This is a genomic window from Actinoplanes sp. NPDC049681, assembly GCF_044465265.1.
Lineage (GTDB): Bacteria > Actinomycetota > Actinomycetes > Mycobacteriales > Micromonosporaceae > Actinoplanes.
Map to the genome: position 1 here is coordinate 38,159 of NZ_JBITLP010000013.1, position 19,580 is coordinate 57,738.

The following is a 19,580-nucleotide window of genomic DNA, read 5'->3' on the forward strand; positions in this document are numbered from 1 at the left end:
TCCCCCTCCTCGCCGGATCCGGCGGCTCATCCTCGGCCTGCACGGGGACGTCGGCCGTCCGCACGCGTGCAGGTTGCTGGCACGAACCCCTGCGGTATCCGGAAGGAGCTGCCGGGGCGTTTCCGTCGAAGGAAGGGGGCTCGGACAACAGCACCGCTCCGACGAGGGAACCGCTCAGTCGAAGGAGCTGCTCGGTCGAAAAGCCGCTCGGACGAAAGAACCGCTGGGACGAAGGGATCGTACCGACGAAACCGGCCGCCACATTGATGCCCATGAGCAACCAATGGCTGCACATCCCCCGATGCTGGGCCCCACTGACGACCGTAAACTCACGTTGATGACACTAAAGCCGAGCGTAAACCATGGACGACAGTCACTCAACCCGCCGGTACGCTCGGCAGCATGACGGCCATCGTGGAGAGTCCAGAGGTATCGACGCTGCTCGACGAGTTGACGCGGATGACCGGGCGCGACGATCCGTACCCGCGTTATCACCGGCTGCGGGAGATCTCACCGATCGTGCGGGCCGACGACGGCGCGCTCGTGGTGACCCGGCATGCCGATTGTGTGGCGGTCACCCGTGATTCGCGGCTCGGTCACATGCCGCCGCACATGATCGATTTCGTGAGTCCGGGGTGGCAGGACCATCCCGCGCTGCGGCAGCTGTTCACGAGCATTCTGGTCATCAATCCTCCCGACCACACGCGCCTGCGCCGCCTGGTCAGTTCGTCGTTCACGGCCCGGCGGGTGCAGGCGCTGCAGCCGCGGATCGCCGAAATGGTCGGTGAACTGCTCGATCGCATGACCGGCGACGTGGACTTCGTCGAGGCGTTCGCCTTCCCGCTGCCGGTCAACGTCATCGGTGAGCTGCTGGGGGTTCCGGAGCCGGACCGGGCGCAGTTCCAGGAGCTCGTCCGGGACTGGACCCGGGTCCTGGAGGTGGTCACCTCCGACGTACTCAAGACGGCCGACCCCGCGGCGGCGACGATTCGGGAGTATCTGGCCGGGCTCACCGCCGAGCGGCGCAGGAAGCCCGCCGACGACATGATCAGCGCGCTCGTCGCGGCCGAGGACGACGGCGACAAGCTCACCGAGGACGAGCTGCTCACGATGGCCGCGCTGCTCTTCGCGGCCGGCTTCGAGACGACGACGAACCTGCTGGCCAACAGCGTGGTCGCGCTGCTGCGCAACCCCGAGCAGCTAGCCCTGCTGCGCACCGATCCGGGCCTCGCGCCGAGTGCGGTCGAAGAGCTTCTTCGGTACGACACCCCGGTGCAACTCATCAGCCGGGTGGCGTGGGACGACATCGAGGTGGCGGGCGTACCGGTGTCGGGAGGCGAGCGCTTCGTGGCGTACCTGGGTGCCGGCAACCGTGACCCGGAACGCTTCGCGGAACCGGACCGGCTGGATCTGACCCGCGCCGACAACGCGCCCCTGTCGTTCGGCGGCGGCATCCACTACTGCCTGGGTGCGCCGCTCGCGCGGCTGGAGGCGCAGATCGCGCTTCCGGCGTTGGTCGACCGCTTTCCGAAGCTCGATTTCGCGGCGGCGCCGGAGCGCAGGGACAGCCTGGCCATCCGCGGCTACACGAGGCTGCCGATCAGCGTGGGTTGATGACGGGCAACGCCGCGGAAGGAGAAATAGGAGCGCCGCTGCGAATTCCACGGGGGAAGAACTCGCAACGGCGTCGAGGGAAAGAGTATCGACCGTTGCGGTTGTTGTCCATCCGTACCGGCGATCATGCGTGACCGGCCGAAACGGCATACTCATCCGCCGGTCGGCACAGGACGGCTCGGCGGATCCGGTGCCGGGGTCGGCCCCTGCGTCATCCCGGGCCAGCCGGTCGGCCGAGGCGATCCGGTGCGGAAAGCCCACCGAAGCGCCACGCCGGCAGCGGAAGGACGACGGTGGGCGGGTCGCTACTCGGCGACGCCGACGCCTGGGGCTTCCGCGCTCTCGGTGAGCATCTTCTTCCGCTTCTTGGTCGGCAGCCGGTCGACGTACAGGATGCCGTCCAGGTGGTCGGTCTCGTGTTGCAGGCAGCGGGCCAGCAGACCCGTACCGTCGATCCGGACCGGGTTGCCGTGCATGTCGACCCCCGTCACCGACGCCGTGGCCGGGCGGCCCACGTCGGCGCGGACGCCCGGAACCGAGAGGCAGCCTTCGCTGTCGACGTCGAGCCCCCGGTCGTGGGGCAGGTCCAGGATCGGGTTCACCACGTGGGCCACGACGTTGGTGCCGGTCTCGTCCGGGCAGTCGACCACGAAGACGCGGGCGTCGACGCCGATCTGGTTCGCCGCCAGGCCGACGCCCTCCGCGGCCGCCATGCTGGCGAACATGTCGGCGATCAGCTGCTGGAGGTCGTCGTCGAAGACGGTGACGTCGGCGCAGCGACGGTGGAGCACGGGGTTGCCGTAGCGCGTGATCGGTCGTGGGGTTCCGGCACGGGTTTGCACGCCGCCAATACTACGAAGCCAGGTACAGAAGGCCGATGCTCGTGGCGAGCGCGCCGAGGAGCAGCCGTAGTCCCGTCTCCGGCAGGTGGGGTTGCAGCCGGGCGCCCAGGTAGCCGCCGATCAGTCCGCCGGCGCCGCACGACAGGCCGACCTGCCAGTGCGGTGCGACGGCGCCTTCGGCACCCAGCGCGAGCAGGGCGAACGTGCCGGCGCCCACGATCGACGTCACGAAGGTCGACGCGAGGGCGGCCGGTCCGACGACCGCGACCGGCATGCCACGGCCGACCAGGATCGGGCCGAGGAGGGAGCCGCCGCCGATGCCGTAGATCCCGCCCACCACGCCGACGGCCAGGGACAGCAGGGTCACGCTGCGCGGGCTCGGCTCGGCGCGGATCGGCACCCCGGTTCTGACGGTACGGACACAGAGCCACGCCCCCAGCGGTAGCAGGAACACCGCAACGATGATCCGGAAGGCGCGCGGGCCCGGCACGGCGTAGACGCGGAGCAGCGCGCCGACGATCACTCCGGGCAGGGTGCCGCGGAGCATCAGCCGGGTCAACGGGCCCGTGAGCGCGCCGCGGCGGCCGTACCGGAGCAGGGCTCCCGGTCCCGACACGACGTTGAAGAGCAGGTTCGTCGGGGTCACCGCCGGATTGGGTACGGCCAGGAGGCTCAGCTGCACGGGCAGCAGGAACACCGCCCCGGACACCCCGGCGGGGGTCGTCAGCAGCGCGATGACCAGGCCGGCCGCAAGGCCGAGGACAAGATCCAGCACGGGTCGAGTGTCCTCCGAGCCCGGCCGGGCAAGGGAATGACCGCCGCCCGTCGCCTCGAACGGGGGCCGGGGCGACGAGCGGCGGTCAAGTCATCGGACCGTGGGGCGATACGACACGAGCTCGTCCGGCGGGTCGGTCAGGTGGCGGGGGCGTCGTCGGGCGGCGGGCTCGTTCGGCGGGCTGCCCGGCCGGCCGCTTCGGCCGCCGTGTTCGCCCAGTTGCGGGCCCGGCCGGCCTGGGTGCCGGCCCAGTCGCCGAGGTCCGCGGCGCCGCCCGTCACCCGGCGTGCCAGCGTCACCAGCGGGTCCTGCGAATTCTGGAACGTTTCGCGGTAGTGCGACGCGGCGGCCTTGACGTCGGCGGTGACCGAGGCGTTGCCGTCGGAGTCGCGGCGGTCGTACTCGCCGGTGAGGATGCGGGCGTACTCGCCGGAGTCGATCCAGCGGCGGAGTTCGGCGGCGCGGGCGACCGGGACCGGGTGGCTGCTCCAGGCGGTCATGCCGATCTTGTGGAGGCTGTCGCGGATGTCGCCGCCGCCCTGGTATTCGGCGGCCTGCTCGAGGAAGGCGGCGGTGTCGATCTGGGACAGGTCGCCGCCGCCGGCCAGCTTCATCAGCAGGCGGGTCGAGGCGGCGGGGTCCTGGCCGGCGAGGAGGCCTGCGCGGTCGGCGGAGAGCTCGGCCTTGCGCCACCACTCGTACATGGCGGCGATGATGGCGCGCAGGGCGATGGCGCCGATCGGGATCCAGCTGACGTTGGTCGCCCAGCGGGTGAGGATCATCATGATCGTCTTGTAGACGGCGTGGCCGCTGCGGACGTGGCCGATCTCGTGGCCGAGCAGCGCCCGCAGCTCGTCGTCGTCGAGCTTTTCCACGGCCGCGGTGGTGATGACGATGAACGGCTTGTCCATGCCGATCGCCTCGCCGTGGATCATCGGCGCCTGGGTGACGTACAGCTCGGGCAGCTCGGCCACGTCGAGCGTTGCGGCGGCCTCGGTGAAGCGCTCGTAGACGCGGGGGTACTGACGGTGGTCGACGCGGATGGATCCGGCCAGGTAGGCGAGGCGAAAGCCCCGCTCGTTCCACATGCCGAAGAACGCCTTCACCACATCGTCGAAGCCGCGCAGCTCCCGCAGCGCGGTCAGGGCGCCGCGGTCGGCAGGGTGCTCCCAGGCGCGGGAGCTGATGCCGGTCAGCGTGACCCGCTGGCGTGCGGGCCGATTCTCGTCGTCGATCGTCATGGTGGTCCTTCCAGGTCGACGCCTTCGCCTGAAGGCTCTACGGCAGTAGAGCTTGGCCCGCTCGCCCGATTCGCGCATCGGCTCCGAGCCGGAACTGCACGCGTACGCCTCTGACTTTCGGCCGATCGGGGCAGCGGGGGCTCACCCCTAGGGGAAGGAACGGACAAAACCTCAAGCTGAGGTGTTTTTGATGGGCCACCCGCCTTGTTACGATCTCGTTAACCCACCCATCCTCTACAGGCATGACGCTTCTGGACGGCCGGGTGGCGCTGATCAGCGCCGGCACCCAAGGTGTCGGTGCCGGCATCGCGCGCGCCGCCGTACGGGAAGGGGCGAGGGTCGTCGTCACCGGCCGCCGCCGCGACGTCGGTGAGCGACTCGCCGCGGAGATCGGTGTCATGTATGTCGCTGCCGACGTCTCCGATGTGGAGAGTGCGCGCGCGTCGGCCGCGGCGGTCGTCGACCGGTACGGCCGGATCGACTGCCTGGTCAACGCCGCCGGCCTCACGGCGCGCGGCACGCTGCTCGACACCACCCCGGAGCTGTTCGACCAGCACCTCGCCGTGAATCTCCGGGCGCCGTTCTTCCTCATGCAGGCCGCGGTCCGCGACATGCTGCGCCGCGGTGAGCCCGGCACGATCCTCAACATCATCTCGACGTCAGAGCTCGGCGGCCAGCCGTATCTCGCGCCGTACGTCGCGGCGAAGGCCGGGCTGGCGGGACTGACCCGCAACGCCGCGCACGCGCACCGCTTCGACCGCATCCGGATCAACGGCCTGGACATCGGGTGGACCGACACCGAGGGCGAGGACGTCACGCAGCGGACGTACCACGACGCCGGCGACGACTGGCGCGAGCAGGCCGGTAAGCGGTTGCCGATGGGCCGGCTCGCCCGGGTGGACGAGATCGCGGACTTCGCGGTCTTCCTGCTGTCGGCGCGCAGCGGCGTGGTGACCGGATCGGTCGTCGACTGGGACCAACAAGTGATCGGCGGTATGGACTGATGCGCATCGGACTGATCGGACTGGGCCGGATCGGCGCGTTCCACGCCGAGACCCTCAGTTCCCTGCCGGGTGTCGACCTGGTCGTCACGGACGCCGTCCCGGCGGCGACCGACCGGATCGTCGCCAAATACGGGGCCGAGCCCGCGAAGGATCCGGGCGACCTGCTGCGCGGGAACGTGGACGGTGTGGTCATCGCCGCGGCGACCGACGCACACCCGCAACTGATCCTCGCCGCGGTGGAAGCCGGCTTGCCGGTCTTCTGCGAGAAGCCGGTCGCCAAGGGTGCGGCCGCGGCCGAGGAGGTGCTGCGGCACTGTGCCGGGCGTACGGTCCAGATCGGGTACAACCGCCGGTTCGACCCGGGGTTCGTCGCGGCCCGGGAGGCGGTGCGGGGCAACGTTCTCGGCCGGTTGCACACCGTACGGTCGACGACCATGGACCCGGCACCCCCGCCGGCCGGCTATCTGGCCGCCTCGGGCGGGATCTTCCGCGACTGCAGCGTGCACGACTTCGACATCATCCGGTTCGTCACCGGGCGCGAGGTGGTCGAGGTGTACGCGACCGGAAGCAGCCGCGGCGACCGGGTGTTCGCCGACACCGGCGATGCGGCGACCACCGCCGCGATCCTCACCCTCGACGACGAGACGCTGGCGGTGGTGTCCAACACCCGCTACAACGGCCGGGGTTACGACGTACGCCTGGAGCTGCACGGCACCGACGACAGCATCGCCGCCGGACTGGACGACCGCCTGCCGCTGCGTTCCGCGGAGCCGGGCGTCACGTTCCCGGCCGGGCCGCCGCACTCGTTCTTCATGGACCGGTTCGCCACGGCGTACCGCCGGCAGCTGGCCGCCTTCACCGAGGTCGTGGCCGGTACGCGTGAGAGCCCCTGCACGGTGGCGGACGCCGTGGAAGCGCAGTGGATCGCCGAGGCGTGCACGGTGTCACTGCGCGAGCACCGTCCCGTACGGATGACCGAAGTGAGGAGTGCGGCATGAAGATCGCCGGAGCCCCCATCTCGTGGGGTGTGTGCGAGGTCCCCGGCTGGGGGCATCAGCTGAGCGCCGAGCGGGTGCTGCGCGAGATGCGCGAGATCGGCCTGACCGCGACGGAGTTCGGCCCGGACGGGTTCCTGCCCTCCGACGACATCCTGCGCGAGCTGGGCCTGTGCGCGGTCGGTGGCTTCGTGCCGGTCGTCCTGCACGAGGGCGAGCCCACCGTGGACCTGGACCGCTTCGTCGCCGCCGGTGCGGACACGGTGGTGCTCGCGGCCGCGACCGGCCAGGACGGGTACGACACCCGCCCGGAGCTGGACGACACCGGCTGGAAACGGGTGCTCTCGAACCTGGACCGGCTCGCCGCAGCGGCTCGGGAGCGGGGTCTGACCGCGGTGCTGCACCCGCACGTCGGCACGATGGTGGAGACTCCCGCCGAGGTGCGGCGGGTGCTGGACGGCTCGGGCATCGCCCTGTGCCTGGACACCGGGCATCTGCTGATCGGCGGTACGGACCCGGTCGAGCTGGCCGAGCGGAACGGTGACCGGATCGCGCACGTGCATGCGAAGGACGTGGACGCCGGCATGGCGGCGGAGGTACGCCGGGCGGAGCGCACCTACACCGAGGCGGTCGCGGCCGGCATGTACCGGCCGATCGGGGACGGGGACGTGGACTTCGCCCGGGTCGCGGCGGCGCTGCGGCGGCACGGGTACGACGGCTGGTGGGTCCTCGAGCAGGACACGATCCTGGCGGCCGAACCGGCGGGCGAGGGTCCCGTGGCGGACGTGCGGCGCAGCGCCGAGCGGCTGCGCGAGATCCTCAGCTGAACCGGTAGCGCGTCTGGGTGTACGGGTTCTTGCCGAACGCCAGCACTTTGTCCGGCGCGACCCCGAACACCCAGGCCGTACGCCCGTCGTCGTCGTGGAACGCCTCCGCGTCGACCTCGAAGTCCCAGTCCAGCTTGGTCTTCCACAGCGCGGCGAGCCGGCGGAGGCGGTCCTGGCCGGTCACGCGTACGGCGGTGCCCTCGACCACGACGTCCAGGCCCCGGTGCAGCCGGTTGGTGCCCGTGGTCAGCACGCAGGCGGGATTGGCCAGCAGGTTCGCCGACTTCTGCTCCTGATCGCCGGTGCAGAAGTGCAGCACGCCCTCGTCCCATACGGCCGGGAGCGGGGTGACGTGCGGCCGGCCGCTGCGCCGCACGGTGGACAGCCAGAACATCTCCGATCCGGTCAGCACCGCCAGCACGTCGGCCCAGGGCACCGCCGTGGTGCCGGGCTCGCTGAAGTCGCTGTTGAGCTCGACGGTCGGTTCCATCAGTCCTCCTCGGGAATGGTGAGTTCCTCGGCGCGCGCCAGCAGGGCCCGCCGTTCGGGGTCGGAGTGGGCGGCCGCGGCGGCCTGCTCGTACAGGGTGACCGCTCGCTCGCGATCGCCGGCGCGGGCGGTCAGGTCGGCTTCCGCGGCCACGGTCAGCGGATACCCGTCGAGGCCGCCGGCGGCGCGCGCCTCGGCGAGCAGGGTGAGTCCGGCCGCCGGGCTGTGGGCGTACCCGTGGGCCACCGCTCTGTTGAGCCGCACGACGGGTGAGGGCACGAGGGTCGCGAGCCGGTCGTAGAGCGCGGCGACGCGGGGCCAGTCGGTGACGTCGGCGGTGTGGCAGGCGGCGATGTGTGCCTGCACCGCGTACGGGCCATCGGCGGGTGGCAGAAACGACCGCGCTTCGGTGATCGCGTCGTGGTCCCAGCGGCTGCGGTCCTGCCGGTCCAGGGTGAGCAGGTTGCCGTGCTCGTCGCGGCGGGCGTCCCGGCGCGAGTGCTGGAGCAGGAAGAGCGCCAGGAGTGCGCGGACCTCGGGCTGGTCCGGCATGAGCTCGGCGAGCAGCCGCGCGAGCCGGATCGCCTCCGCCGCGAACGCCGGCTCGCCGTCGACGTCGTAGCCGCGGGTGAAGAGCAGGTACAGCACCGCAAGGACGCCGGGCAGCCGCTCGCCCAGGGCCGGCCCGGACGGCACCCGGTACGGGATCCGGGCCTGCGCGATCTTGGTCTTGGCCCGGGTGAGCCGCCGCGTCATCGTCGGCTCGGTGACGAGGAAGGCGCGCGCGATGTCCGCGGTCGGCACGCCCGCGACGGTACGCAGGGTCAGCGCCACCCGCGCCTCGAGCGAGAGCGCGGGGTGGCAGCAGGTGAAGATCAGCCGGAGCCGGTCGTCGGACGCGGGCGCCGGTTCCGCGCCGGAGGTGAGCACCGCCAGCTCCGTCAGCTTGCGGCGTTCGACGGTCGCGCGCCGCAGTACGTCGATCGCACGGTTACGTGCGACCGTCGCCAGCCAGCCGCCCGGATTCGCCGGCACGCCCTCGCCCGGCCACTTCTCCAGCGCGAGGGCGAGCGCCTCCTGCGTGCAGTCCTCGGCAAGCTGCCAGTCGCCGGTGACCCGGATCAGTCCTGCGACGATCCGGGCCCGCGACTCCACGCCGGCGGCGGCGACCGCCTCGGCGACCTCGGTCATTCCCCGACAAACGGGCGCAGCTCGACCCGGCCGTTCCACGCCATCGGGTGGGCGCGAGCCACCTCGATGGCCTCGTCGAGGTCGGCGCACTCGAGGATGTCGAAGCCCACGATCACCTCTTTCGTCTCGGCGAACGGGCCGTCCGACAGCAGCAGCTCGCCGCCACGGACCCGTACTGTCGTCGCCGACGCCGGAGGGGCGAGCTGGCTGCCCTCCCGGCGGCGGCCCGCGGCGTCGTTCTCGGCGACCCACTGCTCGATGTCGGGCACCTGCGACTCGTCCGTCTCGGGCTCGGTGTCGGTGCAGACGAACATCATGTACTTCATCTCAGCGTCCTTCTCTCCGGTGGTGATCCACCCTCGTGACGAACGGTCCGCGCGGATCCGGACAGCATCGCACCGGAAATCTCAGAATTCTGCCGGCGGGGCGTTGTGCGGGGTGATGACCTGGATCGCGGAGGGGTTCGACCGTACGGGACCGGGCAGTGCGCCCTGTGCCTGCATGACGACGTGGCAGGCGTGGCGCAGGTCCTGCCGCAGGTCGTGGTGGAGCACGGCGGAGAGCCGGCGCTCGCGGAGCAGGGCGGTGTTCTCGCCGTCGAGGTCGTGCGCGACGAAGACGTCGTAGCGCCGGTTCTCGCGGTCGAAGGCATCCACCACCGCAGCGTTGCCGCCGGCGCCCGCGTACAGGGAGTAGACCGCGCGGACCGCCGGGTTGCCGGCCAGCACCTCCCGCGTTCCGATGTGGACGGCCTCAGCGCGGTCCTCCTCGTCGACGACCTCGAAAAGGCGGCGGCCCGCGGCCCGCGTACGCATCTCGGCCCGGAATCCCATCTCCCGCTCGTCCTCGCCGCGGAACGAGCCGTGCCCGCGGACCACCAGCACGTCGCCGGCGCGTTCGGCCAGCCACTCCTGCACGAGGTAGGCCGCGGTGGCGCCGGCCGCGCGGTTGTCGATGCCGACGTACGCCGCGCGCGGGCTGGTCGGCAGGTCGGTCACCAGCGTCACCACCGGGATACCCTGCCGGGCCAGGCGGGCAACGGCGGCGACGATCTCCGGCACGTCCGGTGCCTTGAGGATCACGCCGTGCGACTTGGTGCGGCCCACCTTGTCGAGCACGGCCACGAGGTCGGTCACGCCGGCGCTGTCGAGCAGGTGGAAGCGGGAGCGGATCACCGCCGGTCGCATCGCGGGCAGTTCGGCCTCCAACGCCGCGCGGACGGCGGTGGAGAAGCGCGACGGTGCCTGCACGATCACGTCGATCATGAACGTACGCCCGCCGATGCGCAGCTGGGACCGCTGCCGGTCGAGGTCCTCGATCGCCTGCTCCACCTCGCGCACGGTGCTCGCCCGGACACCGCCGCGCCGGTGCAGCACACGGTCCACTGTGGCCGGGCTGAGGCCGGACTGGACGGCGATCTCGCGGATGCGGTACGGGTGCTTCACCCCGTACACGATGAGGGGTTTTTGAGGTCTTTTCAAGGGACTTTGATGTTGTATCCCTCCCTAGCCTGACGGCATGGACATCTGCCTTGACGACTTCCGGAAACTGGTCGAGCAGACCACCGACCCGGGCGAGTATCGGCACGCCGCCGGCGTGGAACGAAACGTGTTGATCTACGACGGGACGGCCGGACGGGAGGCCCGCGACGAACTGATCCGGGCGTTGCTGGACGGCCCCGGCATCGTGGTGTTCAAAGGCGCCTTCGCGGCAGCCGTGGTGGACCGCGCGACCGCCGTCTTCACCGCGATGATCGAGGAGCAGAAGGCCACCGGGGCCGCCCGGGGCGACCACTTCGCCAAGCCCGGCGCCAACGACCGGATCTGGGGCGCCGTGGACAAGTTCGCGGTCCGCGATCCGGAGGCCTTCGCCGCGTACTACGACAACGACATCCTCGCGCTGATCTCCGAGTGCTGGCTGGGCCCCGGCTACCAGGTCACCTCGCAGCCCAACGTGGTGAACCCGGGCAGCGTCGCACAGGTCGCGCACCGGGACTACCACCTGGGCTTCATGTCCCGCGAGCTGGCCGAGCGCTATCCCGCGCACCTGCACCTGCTCTCCCCCGCACTGACCCTGCAGGGCGCCGTCGCACACGTCGACATGCCGGTGGAGACCGGTCCGACGCTGTACCTGCCGCACTCGCAGAAGTACCCGGGCGGCTATCTCGCGTTCCACCAGCCGGAGTTCACCGAGTACTTCGATGCCAACTACGTGCAGTTGCCGCTGGAGAAGGGCGACGCCGCCTTCTTCAACCCGGCGCTCTTCCACGGCGCCGGCGCCAACCGCAGCGCGGACGTCCGGCGGATGGCGAACCTGCTCCAGGTCTCGTCGGCGTTCGGGCGGGCCATGGAGACGGTCGACCGCGTCGCGATGTGCCGGGCCCTCTATCCGGTGCTGCGGGCTTACCCGGGGAACGTGGACAACGTCGTCGCGACGGCCGCCGAGGGGTACGCCTTTCCCACGAACCTCGACCGCGACCAGCCCGTGGACGGGATGGCCCCGCAGACCCAGGCCGACCTGATGCGGCAGGCGCTCACCGAGCAGTGGGACGCGTCACAATTCGAGAAGGCCCTGCGCGATCAGCAGGAGCGACGCCGGGCCGCCGCCTGAGCGGGTTCCCGATCTTGGAATCGCGACGTTATGGTGGTGGGGCGCCCGAAGCGGCGCTGCCCCTTGCCGAGAGGCGCTGCGACGGACCCTGAGGTCCGCCACGCTCGGCCTGTGGGCCACTGTCGCAAGGGCGCCTCCTGACGAGGGGGGTGCCCTTCTCCATGTCATCACGTCTCCAGCAGCTCAACGGCATCGACTTCGCGGTGGCGGACCTGTCGCTGGCCGCCTTCGGCCGGCACCAGATGCGCCTCGCCGAGCACGAGATGCCCGGCCTGATGTCGATCCGCGAGGAGTACAAGGACGCGCAGCCGCTGCGCGGCGCGCGGATCGCCGGCTCGCTGCACATGACCATCCAGACCGCGGTGCTCATCGAGACGCTCGTCGCGCTCGGTGCGCAGGTCCGCTGGGTCTCCTGCAACATCTTCTCGACCCAGGACGAGGCCGCCGCGGCGATCGTCGTCGGCCCCGAGGGCACGGTCGAGGCCCCGTCCGGCACCCCGGTCTTCGCCTGGAAGGGCGAGACGCTCGAGGAGTACTGGTGGTGCACCGAGCAGCTGTTCGACTTCGGTGACGGCCTCGGCCCGAACATGATCCTCGACGACGGCGGCGACGCCACCCTGCTCGTGCACAAGGGCGTGGAGTTCGAGAAGGCGGGTGCGGTCCCGGCGACCACCGCCGAGGACCCCCACGAGTACACGATCATCCTCGACACCCTGCGCCGCAGCCTGGCGTCGGACCCGCAGCGGTTCACCAAGATCGCTGCGGAGATCAAGGGCGTCACCGAGGAGACCACCACCGGCGTCGCGCGGCTCTACAAGTTCGCCAAGACCGGCGACCTGCTCTTCCCGGCGATCAACGTCAACGACTCGGTCACCAAGAGCAAGTTCGACAACAAGTACGGCATCCGCCACTCGCTGGTCGACGGCCTCAACCGTGCCACCGACGTCATGCTCGGCGGCAAGCTGGCCGTGGTCTGCGGCTACGGCGACGTCGGCAAGGGCTCGGCCGAGACGCTGCGCGGCCAGGGTGCCCGCGTCGTGGTGACCGAGGTCGACCCGATCTGCGCGCTGCAGGCGGCGATGGACGGCATGCAGGTCGCCCGGATCGAGGACGTGGTCTCCGAGGCCGACATCTTCATCACCACCACCGGCGGCACCGAGATCATCACGGTCGAGCACATGGCCGCGATGAAGCACAACGCGATCGTCGGCAACGTCGGCCACTTCGACGACGAGATCGACATGGCCGGCCTCGCCAAGGTGCCGGGCATCGAGAAGATCGAGGTCAAGCCGCAGGTGCACGAGTGGCGCTTCCCGGACGGGCACGCGGTCATCGTGCTCTCCGAGGGCCGCCTGATGAACCTGGGCAACGCCACCGGCCACCCCAGCTTCGTCATGTCGAACTCGTTCACCAACCAGGTGATGGCCCAGATCGAGCTCTGGACCAAGCCTGACGAGTACGACAACCAGGTCTACGTGCTCCCGAAGCACCTGGACGAGAAGGTCGCGCGGCTGCACCTGGACGCGCTCGGCGTCCGGCTCACCGAGCTGACCAAGAAGCAGGCGGAGTACCTGGGCGTGCCGGTCGAGGGACCGTACAAGCCCGACCACTACCGCTACTGATTCCCCGGCGGGTCATCTGCGCGATCGAGCGCAGGTGACCCGCCGCAGGGTTCCTCCGGGACAATGTGCCGGTGAGTGTCGAGATGACGTTGCTGTTCATCCTCGCCGGTGTCGCGGTGATCGTCGGGGTCCGCCGGATCGCCGATCGCACCGGGCTGCCCGCGGCCGCCCTCCTCACCCTCCTCGGCATTCTCTACGCCGTCCTGCCCGGCCCCAACGTCGACCTCGATTCCGAGCTGATCCTGACGCTGGTGCTGCCGCCACTGCTCTACAGCGCGTCGCTCGACTCCTCATTGATCGACATCCGCCGCAACATGCGTACGGTGATCAGCCTGTCCGTGGTCCTGGTGCTGCTCACGGCGCTGCTGATCGGCGTCGGTTTCCACTTCTTCGTGGCCGGGGCGACGCTCGCGGCCGGGGTGGCGCTGGGCGCCGCGGTGGCCCCGCCCGACCCGGTGGCGGCCCTGGCGGTGGGCAAGAAGGTCGGCCTGCCGCGCAACATCGTCACGCTGGTGCAGGGCGAGGGGCTGCTCAACGACGCGACCGCGCTGACGCTGCTGAGCGTGGCGGTGTCCGCCGCGGTCGGGCACAAGTTCTCCTTCTCCGCCGCGGTCGGCGAGTTCGTCATCTCGGCGACCGGCGGGGTGATCGCGGGCATCGTGGTCGCGTACGTGGTACGCGCCGCCCGGCCCCTCCAGCGCGACCCGCTGATCGCGAACGCGGTGTCGCTGGCCACGCCGTTCGTCGCGTACCTGCTGGCCGAGGGGGTGCACGTGTCCGGCGTGCTCGCGGTCGTGGTGGCGGGCCTGATCGTCGGCCACGACGCGCCCCGGCTGGCCTCGGGCGCCAGCCGGCTGCAGGTCACCGCGGTCTGGCGGCTGGTCGACTTCCTGCTCGAGGGTCTGGTCTTCCTGCTCATCGGGCAGCAGCTCCCCCGCGTGATCAACGGCCTGTCCGAGTACCGGACCTCGACGATCGTCATCGCGGTGGCGGTCTCGGTGGGCGTCGTCCTGCTGCTCCGCCCGCTCTTCCTGGTGCTGACGCAGATGCTGCCGCGCTCGATGCACGCGCGGCTCGGTGGCGACCCCGCCTCGGAGGAGGACACGAGCGCCCGGGAACGCCGCCTCGACGGCCGGGAGATCGTCGCGCTCAGCTGGTCGGGCACCCGGGGCGTGATCACCCTGGCGGCGGTCTTCACCATCCCGGCGCGCACGCGCAGCGGGCAACCCTTCCCCGACCTGGACCTGCTGTTGTTCTGCGCATTCGCGGTCGTCCTGGTTACCCTGGTGGGACAGGGCATCACATTCGCACCTTTGGTACGGATGTTGGGCCTCAAGGCGAACGAGGCGGACAAGGTGCGGTTGCGCAACGAGGCTCGCTCGGCCTCGGTGCAGGCCGCCCTCGACCGGCTCGAGGAGATCCAGCAGCAACGCCACGACCACGTGGACGACCACGCCATCGAGGCGATGCGCAAGCAGCTCGGGCTGCGCCTGGAGCGCTACCGGCGGCGCCTGGACCTGCTCGAGCGGGCGGACTCGGACGAGGTGCCGGTCTCGCCGCAGTACGAGGCCGCGCTGCGGGTGCGCCGCTCGGTCATCGATGCCCAGCGCGAGGAACTGCTGCGCTGGCGCGACGCCGGCCGGCTCTCGGACGAGGGGATGCGGGTGCTCGAACGCGAACTCGACCACGAAGAACGCCTGCTGCCCGACAGGTCGGCCCATGGATGAGCTGATCCGGCTGTTCCGCCGGTGCCGCCGCTTCGAGGAGGTGCTCGCCGCGGGGTACGGCGACCTGAGCAGCAGCCCCGAGCGGGTCCTCCTCTACGGCAAGCAGGTGTACATCGGCGCGCCCGGGCAGGGCTACGTCAACCTCTCCGTGCCCGAGCTCGGGCAGTTGCTGCGCATCGGGGTGGTCGACGAGCCCGTGGTGCACCCGGACCTCGACGCCGAGGACCAGCTGCGCCCGGTGCTGATCGACCTCACCAGCATGTACCTGAGCGTGCACCGGGCGATCGAGTGCAAGACGGTCACCCTCTACGTGGACGACGACTTCGCCGACGGGCTCGTGCGCGGGGTGGCGTTCGCGCTCGACGACGGGACCAGCCTGGTCGTCGACCCGGCCACGGTCGACGGCATCGCCCTGGGCGACGAGCGCGACCTGTGGCGGATCGCGGACAACGGGGACGTACGCGCGGTCGAGATCCCGATCTGACCGCGGGATCAGGTGGCGGGCACGTCCCGACGCCGGAACCCGGCCAGGCCGGCGGCCGCCAGGACCGCCGCGATCAGCGTCAGCACCACGAACGGTGTGGCCGAGGGCTCGCCGCCGGGCAGGTGCGGGATGTGCGTGAACGGCGAGACGTCCATGACCCACTGGCTCAGGTCCAGGGTCGCCCCCACCAGCAGGAGCAGGACGCAGGCCGCCACGGCGCCCCACGCCGCCGGGGCGGCCTTGGGAACGGCGCCGAAGAGCAGCACGGTGAGCGCGGCCAGCACCCAGACCGCCGGCAACTGAGCCGTCATGCCGCCGAGAACGGCCGGGAACTCACCCCCGACGTCGTGCATCGCCAGCCCGGTGGCCACGCCGCAGACGGCACCCCCGATCGTCAGCGCGAGCGCCGGACCGGCCAGCGAGAAGAGCAGGTGGCTGCCGACCCACCGCAGCCTTCCCTGCGCGGTGGCCAGCACCGCCTCCGCGTGACCCGAGCTCTCCTCGTCGCGCAGCCGCAGGGTGGCCTGCACGGCGTACGCCGCCGCGACGACTCCCATGACCCCGCTGACCCCGGCGAGGAAGCTGTCGGTGACGCCCGACGCGCCGCCCATCCGCTCGAACATCCGCGCCAGCTGGGGATTCTCCGCGCTGAGGTCGGCGACGCTGCGGACCACGCCGCCGAAGACCAGCCCCAGCGCCGCGAAACCGGCGATCCAGCCGGCCAGCAACCCGCGGTGCAGGCGCCAGGCGAGCGACACGGGACCGCGAAGTCCGGCGGCCGCCCGCGCCGGGCCCGGACGGGGCGCCACCAGGCCGGCGCCCACGTCCCGCCGGGCGGCGAGGGCCACGGCCGCCCGGGCGAGCAGGGCCGTGAGCGCGACGGCGAGCACGCCGGGCCACCAGCGGTCGGCGCCGTACGGGAACATGTGCTGCACCCACCCGATCGGCGACAGCCAGGACAGCCAGGAGACCGCCCCGCCGCCGATGGCGCTGACGTCCCCGGAGAGGCGGAGCACGTACGCGACTCCGAGCGCCACGGCCGCGATCGACCGGGCGCTGCGGGCGCCGGATGTCACCTGGGCCGCGACCGCGCCGACGCCGGCGAACACGCAGCCGACGAGGGCGAAGCCGGCGGCCATGAGCACCGAACCGGTGACGGGCAGGCCCTGGGCGACCATGGCCGTGCTCAGGATCAGCGCCAGCAGCACGTTGGCGCCCCAGGTGACGATCAGCGCCGCGGCCAGTCCGGCATGCCGCCCGACGACGCCGGCACCGATCAGCTCGGTTCGCCCGGCCTCCTCGTCGGCACGGGTGTGCCGGATGACGGTGAGAAGGCTGAACAGGCCGATCATCACCGGCAGGAAGCCGCCGCGCCAGGCGACCAGCTCGCCCAGGCCGGCGCCGTGCAGCGGCCCGTAGAGCGCGACGAAGCCCGCGTTGCCGGCGCTGACCCGGGCGTACTCGAGGCGGTCGGCCGCGGTGGGGAACAGGCTCTCGAAGGAGCTGACGTAGAGCGCGGGCACGAGCGCGAGGACCACGGCCCAGAGCGGCAGCAGCACCCGGTCGCGCCGCAGGACGAGACGGATCAGCCGCCCGGTGCCGGTCATCGGACCGGGTCCTTCTGGTACTGCCGGAGGAACAGCTCCTCCAGCGTCGGCGGCTGGCTGGTGAGGCTGCGGACCCCGACGTCGACGAGGCGGCGCAGCGCGGGCTCGAGCGCGTCCGTGTCGACGTCGAAGGTGACGCGGTGGTCGTGCGTACGCAGCCCGTGCACCCCCGGCAGCGTCGCGAGGCCGTCGACCGGGCCGGTGAGCTCCGCCTCGATCGTCGTACGGGTGAGGTGGCGCAGCTCCGACAGGGTGCCGGTCTCGACGGTCCGGCCCTCGCGGATGATGGTCACCCGGTCGCAGAGCGCCTCGACCTCGCTGAGGATGTGGCTGGAGAGCAGTACCGTCCGGTCTCCGCGCCGCTGCTCCTCGCGGACGACCTCGCGGAACACCTCCTCCATGAGCGGATCCAGGCCCGACGTGGGTTCGTCGAGGATCAGCAGCTCCACATCGGAGGCGAGGGCGGCGACCAGCGCGACCTTCTGCCGGTTGCCCTTGGAGTAGGTGCGGCCCTTCTTGCGCGGGTCCAGATCGAAGCGCTGCAACAGGTCGTCGCGCCGCTTGGTGTCGACGCCGCCGCGCAGCCGGCCGAGCAGGTCGATGACCTCGCCGCCGGTGAGGGTGGGCCACAGCGTGACGTCGCCGGGTACGTACGCGAGCCGCCGATGCAACGCGGTCGCATCGGACCACGGGTCCCCGCCGAGCAGCCGCGCGCTGCCGCCGCCCGCGCGGATCAGCCCGAGCAGGACGCGGATGGTGGTGGTCTTCCCGGCACCGTTGGGGCCCAGGAAGCCGTGCACCTCGCCGGTCCGCACGTGCAGATCCAGCCCGTCCAGGGCCCGGGTGCGCCCGAAGCTCTTGACGAGCCCGGTGACGCTGATCGCCTCGGTCATCGCTACTCCTGAGGTGAGATGAGCCGGTCCAGGACCGCGTACGCCTGGTCGGCGAGGTCGGCGGAGAGCATCGGCTGAGCGAAGATCTCGACGGCCGCCCGGAACATCCGGGCCTGGCCGGCCGGGGTGCGGGTGTCCACCCCGATCGCCGCGGAGATCTGCTCGCGCAGCAGATACATGCCCATCTTGAGGGCGACGAGGACGGCTGCGTACGCCCGCGGGTCCGTGGATTTGACGGGCGCGGTCGCCAGCCAGCGCTCGCCCTCGTCCACCATCCGCTCGAACATCTTGGTGCCCGTCGGCGAACCGTCCATCGTCGACCGGACCACGTACGTCTGCAGCACCAGCGGCGCGGCCTGGATGGCGTCCAGCAGGCCCTGTTCGCCGTACCCGGTCCCGTCGAGGTAGGGGGCCCGGATGCGCGCGAGCTCGGCCATGACGTAGTCGTCGCAGGCGTCGCGCAGCCCTTCCTTGGAGCCGAAGTGGTGCCGCAGCAGACCGGACGAGACGCCGGCTGCCTCGGCGATGTCGCGGATGGTCGCGCCGCTGATGCCACGCTCGGCGAACAGGGCGATGGCCGCCTCCCGAATGCGGGCGCGGGCAGTCAAGTCCGTCGAGCTACTCACTCGTGTAGCTTACTACACAACTGTGTAGCGTACGCCACCGCGATTCTCGGGCTGCTGAACACGTGCTTGCCCGAGCCGGCCAGCAGTGGTTCCGCGAGCGCCATGCTCGCCTGGGCCAGCACGATCACGTCCGCGTCGAGCGTCCGGGCGTGGGCGGCGATGCGGTGGGCGTACCCGTCGAGGTCTCCTGTTTCGAACAGCGGCCAGGCGTCCGGGCAGAGCGCCTCGACGATCTCGGTGCCGGACGCGGCGCACGATGTCAGCAGTTCCCGGGTGGGCTCGAGCGTCGAGGCCACGGTCGCCACGATCACGATCCGGCGCCCCGCCGCGACGGCCGTTTCCGCCATCGGACGGTCGACCCGCACCACGGGCACGCCGACCGCGTCGCTCATCCGTTCGGCCCACCCGCCCAGCGTCGAGCAGGTGCAGACCACCACGCCGGCGTCGGCGGCGGCCACCTCCCGGAGCCGGACGAGCAGCCGGCGCCGGATGTCCTCGTCCACCCCGCGCTCGCGCGCCTCGGCGAGCAGGCTCTCGTCGACCACGTGGACGTCGTACCGGTCAGGGTCGAGCTCGCGCATCAGCGCGCGGAAGGTCCCGACGTGGGCGTGTGCGGTGTGCAGGAATCCGATCGAGGTCACCGGCCCAGCGTGCCGGACGGCCCGCGGTCAGGGACAGAAGATGCGATCCAGGGCGGTGATCTCGAGGACCCGGCGGATCCGCGGCGGCACCTCGACGAGCACCAGCTCGCAGCCCGGGTCGCGGTGCTGGACCAGGGCGTTGATGCCCGAGGAGTCCATGAACGTGACCGCGCCCAGGTCCACCTCGACCCGGCGGCGGCCGGGCACGGCGGCGGCCAGCGCGTCGGCGAACAGGCCGGCCGTCGACTGGTCGATCTCCCCCGCGCAGCGCAGGCGCAGGTAGTCGGCCGTCTCTCCGACCGTGGCCACACTCAGCTCGGTTTCCGGCACGACGAGCGGTTCGCCGGTCAGGCGTTCGGTCATCGAAAGCCTCCCCACACGGTCGAGCGTCA

Annotated in this window: 20 protein-coding genes and 1 riboswitch; of the genes, 8 read left to right on the top strand and 12 right to left on the bottom strand. The window is 71.3% G+C overall.

Annotated features, from left to right (window positions below; all coding sequences use genetic code 11):
- The first annotated feature begins 459 nt into the window (after positions 1–459).
- Positions 460–1,614, top strand: a complete 1,155-nt coding sequence (locus ACIBO8_RS36435) for a cytochrome P450 (protein ID WP_396120140.1) — start codon at positions 460–462, stop codon at positions 1,612–1,614.
- Positions 1,615–1,919: 305 nt separating this feature from the next.
- Here ACIBO8_RS36435 and def read toward each other — a convergent pair whose 3' ends face one another.
- The 3 genes from def to ACIBO8_RS36450 form a co-directional block, all read right to left on the bottom strand.
- A complete protein-coding gene (def, locus tag ACIBO8_RS36440; protein WP_396120084.1) occupies positions 1,920–2,456 on the bottom strand; it encodes a peptide deformylase in 537 nt (178 codons plus the stop codon).
- A 10-nt stretch (positions 2,457–2,466) separates the two neighbouring features.
- A complete protein-coding gene (locus ACIBO8_RS36445) occupies positions 2,467–3,231 on the bottom strand; it encodes a sulfite exporter TauE/SafE family protein (protein ID WP_396120085.1) in 765 nt (254 codons plus the stop codon).
- Positions 3,232–3,368: 137 nt separating this feature from the next.
- Positions 3,369–4,472, bottom strand: coding sequence for a M48 family metallopeptidase (locus ACIBO8_RS36450; protein WP_396120086.1), 1,104 nt, complete (start codon positions 4,470–4,472; stop codon positions 3,369–3,371).
- Positions 4,473–4,714: 242 nt separating this feature from the next.
- Here ACIBO8_RS36450 and ACIBO8_RS36455 point away from each other — a divergent pair, with 242 nt between their 5' ends.
- Genes ACIBO8_RS36455 through ACIBO8_RS36465 form a run of 3 tightly spaced genes read left to right on the top strand, consistent with a single transcriptional unit; the run spans position 4,715 to position 7,298 of the window.
- Complete coding sequence (locus tag ACIBO8_RS36455) at positions 4,715–5,476, top strand: SDR family oxidoreductase (RefSeq protein WP_396120087.1); 762 nt, start codon at positions 4,715–4,717, stop codon at positions 5,474–5,476.
- Positions 5,476–6,474: a Gfo/Idh/MocA family oxidoreductase gene (locus ACIBO8_RS36460; protein ID WP_396120088.1), complete on the top strand. Its 999-nt coding sequence runs from the start codon at positions 5,476–5,478 to the stop codon at positions 6,472–6,474. The genes ACIBO8_RS36455 and ACIBO8_RS36460 overlap by 1 nt, the downstream gene beginning before the upstream one ends.
- Positions 6,471–7,298 carry a TIM barrel protein gene (locus ACIBO8_RS36465; RefSeq protein WP_396120089.1) on the top strand — a complete coding sequence of 276 codons (828 nt, stop codon included), beginning with the start codon at positions 6,471–6,473 and terminating at the stop codon, positions 7,296–7,298. The genes ACIBO8_RS36460 and ACIBO8_RS36465 overlap by 4 nt, the downstream gene beginning before the upstream one ends.
- On the opposite strand, the gene ACIBO8_RS36470 is transcribed toward ACIBO8_RS36465, so the two are convergent.
- From ACIBO8_RS36470 to ACIBO8_RS36485, 4 genes are all read right to left on the bottom strand, one after another.
- Positions 7,291–7,788, bottom strand: coding sequence for a pyridoxamine 5'-phosphate oxidase family protein (locus ACIBO8_RS36470; protein WP_396120090.1), 498 nt, complete (start codon positions 7,786–7,788; stop codon positions 7,291–7,293). The two genes, ACIBO8_RS36465 and ACIBO8_RS36470, sit on opposite strands and share 8 nt — an antisense overlap.
- Positions 7,788–8,978 (bottom strand): RNA polymerase sigma factor, encoded by a 1,191-nt coding sequence (locus ACIBO8_RS36475; protein WP_396120091.1) that lies wholly within the window; start codon positions 8,976–8,978, stop codon positions 7,788–7,790. The genes ACIBO8_RS36470 and ACIBO8_RS36475 overlap by 1 nt, the downstream gene beginning before the upstream one ends.
- The gene (locus ACIBO8_RS36480; RefSeq protein WP_396120092.1) at positions 8,975–9,304 is read right to left on the bottom strand and encodes a YciI family protein; all 330 of its coding nucleotides are present in this window, start codon (positions 9,302–9,304) and stop codon (positions 8,975–8,977) included. Before ACIBO8_RS36480 ends, ACIBO8_RS36475 begins: the two co-directional genes overlap by 4 nt.
- Positions 9,305–9,385: 81 nt before the next feature.
- Positions 9,386–10,423: a LacI family DNA-binding transcriptional regulator gene (locus ACIBO8_RS36485; RefSeq protein ID WP_396120093.1), complete on the bottom strand. Its 1,038-nt coding sequence runs from the start codon at positions 10,421–10,423 to the stop codon at positions 9,386–9,388.
- 73 nt (positions 10,424–10,496) lie between these two features.
- Here ACIBO8_RS36485 and ACIBO8_RS36490 point away from each other — a divergent pair, with 73 nt between their 5' ends.
- The 4 genes from ACIBO8_RS36490 (at position 10,497) to ACIBO8_RS36505 (ending at position 15,421) form a co-directional block, all read left to right on the top strand.
- A complete protein-coding gene (locus tag ACIBO8_RS36490; protein WP_396120094.1) occupies positions 10,497–11,588 on the top strand; it encodes a phytanoyl-CoA dioxygenase family protein in 1,092 nt (363 codons plus the stop codon).
- 62 nt (positions 11,589–11,650) lie between these two features.
- Positions 11,651–11,731: riboswitch (S-adenosyl-L-homocysteine riboswitch) on the top strand.
- 18 nt (positions 11,732–11,749) lie between these two features.
- Positions 11,750–13,210 (top strand): adenosylhomocysteinase, encoded by a 1,461-nt coding sequence (gene ahcY, locus ACIBO8_RS36495; RefSeq protein WP_396120095.1) that lies wholly within the window; start codon positions 11,750–11,752, stop codon positions 13,208–13,210.
- A gap of 71 nt (positions 13,211–13,281) precedes the next feature.
- Positions 13,282–14,937 carry a Na+/H+ antiporter gene (locus tag ACIBO8_RS36500; protein WP_396120096.1) on the top strand — a complete coding sequence of 552 codons (1,656 nt, stop codon included), beginning with the start codon at positions 13,282–13,284 and terminating at the stop codon, positions 14,935–14,937.
- Entirely contained in the window at positions 14,930–15,421 is a 492-nt protein-coding gene (locus ACIBO8_RS36505) for a hypothetical protein (protein WP_396120097.1), read from the top strand. Before ACIBO8_RS36500 ends, ACIBO8_RS36505 begins: the two co-directional genes overlap by 8 nt.
- 8 nt (positions 15,422–15,429) lie before the next feature.
- On the opposite strand, the gene ACIBO8_RS36510 is transcribed toward ACIBO8_RS36505, so the two are convergent.
- The 5 genes from ACIBO8_RS36510 to ACIBO8_RS36530 are packed head-to-tail and all read right to left on the bottom strand — an operon-like array spanning position 15,430 to position 19,551.
- On the bottom strand, positions 15,430–17,028 hold the full coding sequence (locus tag ACIBO8_RS36510; RefSeq protein ID WP_396120098.1) for an ABC transporter permease: 1,599 nt from the start codon (positions 17,026–17,028) through the stop codon (positions 15,430–15,432).
- The gene (locus ACIBO8_RS36515; RefSeq protein WP_396120099.1) at positions 17,025–17,921 is read right to left on the bottom strand and encodes an ATP-binding cassette domain-containing protein; all 897 of its coding nucleotides are present in this window, start codon (positions 17,919–17,921) and stop codon (positions 17,025–17,027) included. Before ACIBO8_RS36515 ends, ACIBO8_RS36510 begins: the two co-directional genes overlap by 4 nt.
- Before the next feature lie 2 nt (positions 17,922–17,923).
- On the bottom strand, positions 17,924–18,547 hold the full coding sequence (locus ACIBO8_RS36520) for a TetR/AcrR family transcriptional regulator (RefSeq protein ID WP_396120100.1): 624 nt from the start codon (positions 18,545–18,547) through the stop codon (positions 17,924–17,926).
- The gene (locus ACIBO8_RS36525) at positions 18,544–19,188 is read right to left on the bottom strand and encodes an aspartate/glutamate racemase family protein (protein WP_396120101.1); all 645 of its coding nucleotides are present in this window, start codon (positions 19,186–19,188) and stop codon (positions 18,544–18,546) included. The genes ACIBO8_RS36520 and ACIBO8_RS36525 overlap by 4 nt, the downstream gene beginning before the upstream one ends.
- A gap of 27 nt (positions 19,189–19,215) precedes the next feature.
- Positions 19,216–19,551, bottom strand: a complete 336-nt coding sequence (locus tag ACIBO8_RS36530) for an STAS domain-containing protein (RefSeq protein ID WP_396120102.1) — start codon at positions 19,549–19,551, stop codon at positions 19,216–19,218.
- Positions 19,552–19,580 lie beyond the last annotated feature (29 nt).